A 6,086-nucleotide genomic window follows, 5' to 3' on the forward strand; every position below is an offset into this window, starting at 1 on the left:
CAGCAAACATGGCTTGTTGCTGCTGCCATTGGGTCTGACGTTCCCGCAGTTCTTCGGCAGCGATCTTTGTGTTGGCGTCGGCCTGTTCCAGGCGAAGTCGATTTGGCTCGGCATCGAGGCGTGCGAGTACCTGGCCTTGATGCACCCGATCGCCGACGTCCACGTCGATGGAAGCGATACGTCCACCGCTCTCAAACGCAAGATCAGCACGCTGCTCCTGGCGGACCTGCGCAACGAAGCGGATTACATCCCGGGTGTCGTTGCGAACGGCCTCGAGTTTCACGGCGCGAGGTGGTTCCGGTGCAGCTATCGTGCTGCGGCTGCAACCGGCCAGCGATACGATGGCCAGTACCGTGCCCAGTGCTACAGAGTGAGAAGTTGAGTTCACGGGATCTGTCTCAGTGATATCCGTCAAAAGCTATAAGTCAGTGCGAGCGTAGTACTGGCAGCGAAGCGGCTCTGCACGATCGGGCTGTGCTCGACTTTATCCGTGTAGCGCATGGCGCTCGCGATTAACGACGTGGACCAATGCGGTGTCCAGGTATGGCTCCAGCTTGCGCTCAGGGAATATGCGTACAGTCCACCCGTTGCCGAATAAGGTGCGAAGCCGCTGCGCATGCTCTGCAGTTCGGTCACACCGAAATACGCCTGGTTGTACCCTCGGTTACCCCAGTGCGTGTTCAGGTCTATCGCAACAACGTCCTTGTCGGTCTTCCAAGGGGTGTACTCGAGTCCGGCGCGATAGCGGCTGCGGTGCGTGCCATCTTTCAACGTGAATTCCGCCTCGGCGCTTGCCATGAGGTAAGGTGTGATCTGCTGGCCAATCATCGTGCGGCTGGTCACTGACCCTGGCACATTACCCATGCCGGCCAGTTTCTTCGAACCGGGCAACAGTTCACTGTCGCGTTGCACACGACCAAAGTCGTAGTTGATCGACGTGCTGATGTAGAAGCCGGAGTGAGTTAAGTATTCCGCGCCGAGTCCGCGGGTAGTGTCCAGAAAGAAGATGCCGCGCTGAATCGCGACCACCGGCAGCGTCTGCACGCGGTAGTCGTCAGATCCGGCATAGCGTGGCGCGACGGATTCTGCGATGCCGAGTGTGAACTGGGTTTTATCTCCCAGTAGTCCGCCATTGGATCCGGAAGCATCCTGGGCACTGACAGCAACGGGAAGCACGATGAGCGCAAGCACGCTCAGGTAGGGAAGGGCGGCAACGAATCGGTTCATGATGACCTTGTCTTGTAGGATGGTGGTTTAAATGGAAGGTGTTGGCTGCACGCCGTAAAAGGCCTGAAACAGCGCAATGCGATTCAGCACCAGGTTTTGGCCAGCCTGGATGGCGTCGAGTTGCGCGTGGGCGGCCTGGATCCGTTCGACGAGCAGCGCCGAGCGGTCTTCCCATCCCTCGGCCGTGCGTGCCGTCATGCGCCGTATGCGTTCCTGTTCACGCTCGGCCTGCGCCTTTTCGCTTTGTTCGCGTTCCAGCAAGGGCGTGTGTGCGTCGAGCGCGTCGGCAACCTCACGAAAGGCGGACTGAATCGCTTTTTCGTAGTCGGCGATGCAGGCCTGCTTGCGAAGCTGGGCCAGCGAGAGGTTGGCCTGATTGCGGCCGCCGTCGAAGATCGGAAGCGTGAGCTGCGGTACGAAAGTCCAGAGCTGCGTACCGGCATCGAAGAGTCCGCGCAGGCTGTTGCTGGCCGTACCCAACGACGTGCTCAGGCTGATAGAGGGGAAAAACGCGGCGCGGGCGGCGCCGATATCGGCATTGGCTGCGCGCAGCTCGGCTTCGGCTTGTTGAATATCCGGCCGCTGCAGCAAGACCTTCGAATCGCTAGAACGCCATTGATCCTGCGGGCCATCAGTGGCCAGCAATTCCTCCAGTGAACCTTCGGCGGGCAAGGTGGTGTAGCCGGTCACGAGTTGCAGCGCGCGAATGGCGGCGTAGTGGTCCACCGAGGCCTGCAAAGCATTGGCGTGAGCCTGATCGGCCTGGTGCTGCTGATCGTTCAAGGCATCATCCGAAATCAGGCCAACCTGCTGTTGATGCACGGCGATGCGCAGAAGCTCGGCGCTGTTGACATCGATGGCCTGCCATTGCGCGAGCACTTCCGCCGCTGCGCGCTCCGATGCATAGGCGCGCAACACTTCAGCGATCAATGCGCCACGAGCTGCCTGTTGGCCGTACGACGAGGCCAGGTAATGCTCGCGTGCCGCATCGGAGAGGGCGGCCAGACGACCGAAGAAGTCGAAGTCGAAATCGGTGATGCCAACACTTGCGACGGCAACATGCTCGCCGTAGCGCGCTTGCAGCGTCGGATCATGGAACTGTTGGCGATTGTCCTGCACGCTGAGGCCCAACTGCGGCCATCGCTGCGATTGCTCGATTCCGTATTGAGCGTGAGCCTGCGCTACTTGCAGTGTGGTGAGCCGGAAATCGGCGTTGTGTGCCAGCGCCTGAATGACCAGCGGCGACAAATCGCGGTTAGGGGAAAGCCGTCGCAGGAACTGCGCTTCCGGTGCCGATAGCGATTCGGCGCTGTCTTGCTGCTTCGCTGCCTGCTGGGGATACAGTTCACCCAAAGTTCGGGGTAGCTGGTAAGCCGGACGCTGGTAAGCCGGGGTCAGCGAGCACCCCCCCAATAAGATCGCGGCAGCCATGGTCAGCGCCGCCCACGAGCGAAACGAGCCAGAAACGGCGGATTGTGGAATCATGGTGACAGTCGGATAGCCAATCTCGACGGATAGCTTCCGGGACAAAGTTCAAGGAAGCTTTCGGGATTTTTTAAGATTTCATCAAGATGGGCCGCGCGCCCCAGGACCATGAGCGAAAAGAAGGTACTAATCGTCGAGGACGACGCCGATAGCGCCAGCATTCTGGAGGCTTATCTGCGCCGGGATGGCTTCGCCGTTGCCATTGCCGAAGACGGCGCAAGGGCGATCCAGCTCCATGCGCAATGGAAGCCGGATCTGGTGTTGCTCGATATGATGCTACCCAAGCTCAGCGGCACGGAAGTATTGGCTGCCATTCGGCGGGCGGGAGACACGCCGGTCATCATGGTGACCGCAATCGGCGATGAGCCGGAGAAACTTGGCGCGCTGCGCTACGGCGCGGATGACTACGTAGTGAAGCCCTACAGTCCCAAAGAGGTGGTAGCTCGCGCTTATGCCGTACTGCGTCGTACGGGCGGCGCACGGTCATCGGAGGGGCCGCTCCGCTACGACCGTCTTTCTGTCGATCCAGCCGCTGTGTTGGCGACCGTGGAAGATGCTGCCGGAAATGCGGTTCCGCTGGATCTCACGCCGACCGAATTCAATCTGCTCGCCATACTTCTGAAGACGCCCTTCAAGGCGTTTACCCGCAGCGAGCTGCTGGAGGCCTGCTTGCCCGATAGCGATGCGCTGGAAAGGGTCGTGGACACGCATATCCATAATCTGCGCCGGAAACTCGAGAGTCACGGCATCACCGGTGTGCTGGTAACGGTGCGCGCGATCGGTTATCGCTTCCGATGAAACGTTTATTCTCGCGCAGACAAAAGCACATCCCCCTATGGCGATGGGTTGGCGTCCGCATGAGCGCCTTGGCGGTCTTTACGGTCATTGCCATTGCCTTCGGCATGTGGTTGCGCTTTGCGATCGAGGACGCGATCAAGCTGCGTCAGCTTCCGCCCGATGCGCGGCACGAAATGATCACGCTGCGTGTAACCCCGCGCGCGAACGAAGCAAGACTCTGGCAATTGTTCGCACGCTACTACGATGTGGTGGACTTTCTTCCCGGGCTAGCTAACCGTGACTGGTGGATGCTGGGTGTCCTGATAGCCGGGTCGATCCCGTTGATTTTGCTGGGTGGCTTGCTCGCCTCGCGGCCGCTGTCGCGGCAATTTTCAAATGTGGCCGGTGCTGCACGGCGAGTCAGCGAAGGCGACTTTTCGGCCCGTGCCAACGTCATCCCTGGCGCACCCGATGAGCTGGCCAGCTTCGCCATGGACTTCAACAGCATGACCACCAAACTGCAGCAGTACGAGCGGGAGGTCAGGGAATCCAGCGTGATGCTCGCGCACGAACTTCGCACGCCGCTCAATGCCGCGATGGGGCGCGTGCAGGGAATGCTCGATCAAGTGTTTCCGAACAGCGACGAGCAATTGCGCATGGTGCATCGCCAGTTGGAGCAGATCAATCGTCTGGTCGGCGATCTGCATCTGCTGTCGTTGGCGCGTGCGGGACAGTTGGTGCTGGAGCGCGACGTATTTCCTCTGGAAGAACTGATCAGCGAGCGTGTCGCCTGGGCCGCACCACAACTGCGGGAGGCTGGCATAGTTCCCGAGATCGATGTTCCAAAGGACATCATGGCCTATGGCGACCGTGATCGCATCGGTCAGGTGCTGTCCATCCTCATCGATAACGCGCTGAGATATGCATCCTCGGGCAAGAGTCTTTCGATTGATGTCAGCAGTTCGAGCTCACTCCTGTACACCAGCGTGAGTGATCGCGGCCCAGGCGTGGAGCCTGCACTGGTGCCACAGATGATCGATCGCTTCTGGCGTGCAGAAAGCTCGCGCGCACGTCATTGGGGAGGAAGCGGACTTGGATTGTCGATCGCATCGGCGATATGTCAGGCCCATGGGGGAGCGCTGGAGATCACCAACAGGGAGCAGGGCGGTATCTGCGTACGCATGGGTCTTCCGCGACACAATTAGCCCTAGTATGGCGACGTGCTCTCGATGAGAAGCGCAGAGTACGCGGGGTTTAGACGAAATCAGCGCCCTTCCTGAAAGAGAGAGGGCTGTATCAAAGTATCGCTTCAAATGTCTTTGGCCACCTTCTTGTCGAGGGTGAGAGCTGTAAATTGGTTATAGGTAATGTCGCATCGCACGCCCAGGTAGGCGATCAGTGGGGCGGTGGGCGTCGGCGAAATCGCCCTGACCACTCCATCCTTGCCGATCAGAACTCCGCTACGACCTTATTCGGCGAATGCGGATGGATCACGATTTCCCCATCGACCAGCTCATCGCAGAAGCGTCCACCTTGAGGGGGTTTGATGGCATAACGACTGCTATGTGGATCGCCTTGCACGAGGTGCGCGCGCAAGACGCACAGGTGAGGCCCGTGCACCCGCGCGGTCAGGTGGCACGGCTTGAACTGGATTTCGGTGTAAACACCATGTGGACCGCGCGCATGGAGGACCCCTGCAAATACCGAGCTCGGCGCGTGGGGGATAGTACTGCGGAGCTGATGCTCATGAGCAGAACGATCAACATGCCTTGGGTCGAAACAATGCGCCAAGCAGATCGCAAGCGACGCGGCTGATTGTCAGAGCTGCGCGAGCGGGGATTGGATCAGGCGGAGCGTCCATCGGTGTGTCTCAAAAATCGATGGGCGATTAGAGCATTCCCCCGTCGCATGCGCTGAGACGGAACGTGGACCTGCCCATGGGCTGGATGGGTTGCCAATGGACAAGACGCGAGATCGCGCTACGAACAGGATGATGCATCGCGCAGGTCGCGTGGAACAGGTGAAGCGTCGGGGCTCGCGGAAGGCGTCGCCAACAAGTCCGCCGCTCGACTGGTCAGTAGGCTACCGGCCTGGAAATAGCCCATCACGGTGCTGACCCCGCGGTGCTCGGTCATCGCCATCACTTCGCCCAGTGGTATGCCCTGGCGACCGGCTTCCGTGACGAAACCCGAGCGCAGGCTGTGGGCGGCCCAGTCGCCCTTGAGGCCGGCCAGCTTGGCTCGCCGACCATACGCGCCACGTGATCGGCGGTGAGCGCGGTGGTGCCGACGGTGCCGCCGCGATGCAGCCGGCGGAAGAGGGGACCGGTCGCGGCCTGCGCGGCCGCTAACCACGCGGCGAGGGCAGCGCCCGTGCAACCAGGCGGCCCAGTAGGTGAGGGCGCTGCGGTAGCTGCGCACGGTGTTCGCCGCAGTGCCGGCGACGAACGCAGCAGCAGCGGCTCGGCTGGCCGCCGCGAGTGTGGGCCAGGTCCGGGGCGCGGTTGGCTCGACCCTCGGAACAGGCGTAGGATTCATTACGTCCACCGTATAAAAAATACGCTTTTCGACCGATCAGGTCGGATAAACTTTACTTAT

General features: G+C 60.6%; 7 protein-coding genes. 3 read left to right on the plus strand and 4 right to left on the minus strand.

Annotated features, from left to right (window positions below; genetic code table 11):
• From VMA74_RS05355 to VMA74_RS05365, 3 genes are all read right to left on the minus strand, one after another.
• Positions 1-388: biotin/lipoyl-binding protein (locus tag VMA74_RS05355; protein ID WP_325365557.1), on the minus strand; the 388-nt coding region annotated here is incomplete at its 3' end.
• A gap of 23 nt (positions 389-411) precedes the next feature.
• Positions 412-1,227 (minus strand): MipA/OmpV family protein, encoded by an 816-nt coding sequence (locus tag VMA74_RS05360; RefSeq protein ID WP_325365545.1) that lies wholly within the window; start codon positions 1,225-1,227, stop codon positions 412-414.
• Positions 1,228-1,254: 27 nt separating this feature from the next.
• Positions 1,255-2,712 carry an efflux transporter outer membrane subunit gene (locus VMA74_RS05365; protein WP_414649563.1) on the minus strand — a complete coding sequence of 486 codons (1,458 nt, stop codon included), beginning with the start codon at positions 2,710-2,712 and terminating at the stop codon, positions 1,255-1,257.
• 108 nt (positions 2,713-2,820) lie between these two features.
• Between VMA74_RS05365 and VMA74_RS05370 the strand changes: the two genes are divergently transcribed.
• From VMA74_RS05370 to VMA74_RS05380, 3 genes are all read left to right on the plus strand, one after another.
• Positions 2,821-3,510, plus strand: coding sequence for a response regulator (locus tag VMA74_RS05370; protein ID WP_325365549.1), 690 nt, complete (start codon positions 2,821-2,823; stop codon positions 3,508-3,510).
• Positions 3,507-4,694, plus strand: coding sequence for a sensor histidine kinase (locus VMA74_RS05375; protein WP_325365551.1), 1,188 nt, complete (start codon positions 3,507-3,509; stop codon positions 4,692-4,694). Before VMA74_RS05370 ends, VMA74_RS05375 begins: the two co-directional genes overlap by 4 nt.
• A gap of 280 nt (positions 4,695-4,974) precedes the next feature.
• Positions 4,975-5,304 carry a hypothetical protein gene (locus VMA74_RS05380; protein WP_325365553.1) on the plus strand — a complete coding sequence of 110 codons (330 nt, stop codon included), beginning with the start codon at positions 4,975-4,977 and terminating at the stop codon, positions 5,302-5,304.
• Positions 5,305-5,468: 164 nt separating this feature from the next.
• Here VMA74_RS05380 and VMA74_RS05385 read toward each other — a convergent pair whose 3' ends face one another.
• The gene (locus tag VMA74_RS05385) at positions 5,469-5,909 is read right to left on the minus strand and encodes a tyrosine-type recombinase/integrase (protein WP_325365555.1); all 441 of its coding nucleotides are present in this window, start codon (positions 5,907-5,909) and stop codon (positions 5,469-5,471) included.
• Between the last annotated feature and the right edge of the window lie 177 nt (positions 5,910-6,086).

The sequence above is a fragment of the Dyella sp. genome, from assembly GCF_035508675.1.
Classification (GTDB): Bacteria; Pseudomonadota; Gammaproteobacteria; order Xanthomonadales; family Rhodanobacteraceae; genus Dyella_B.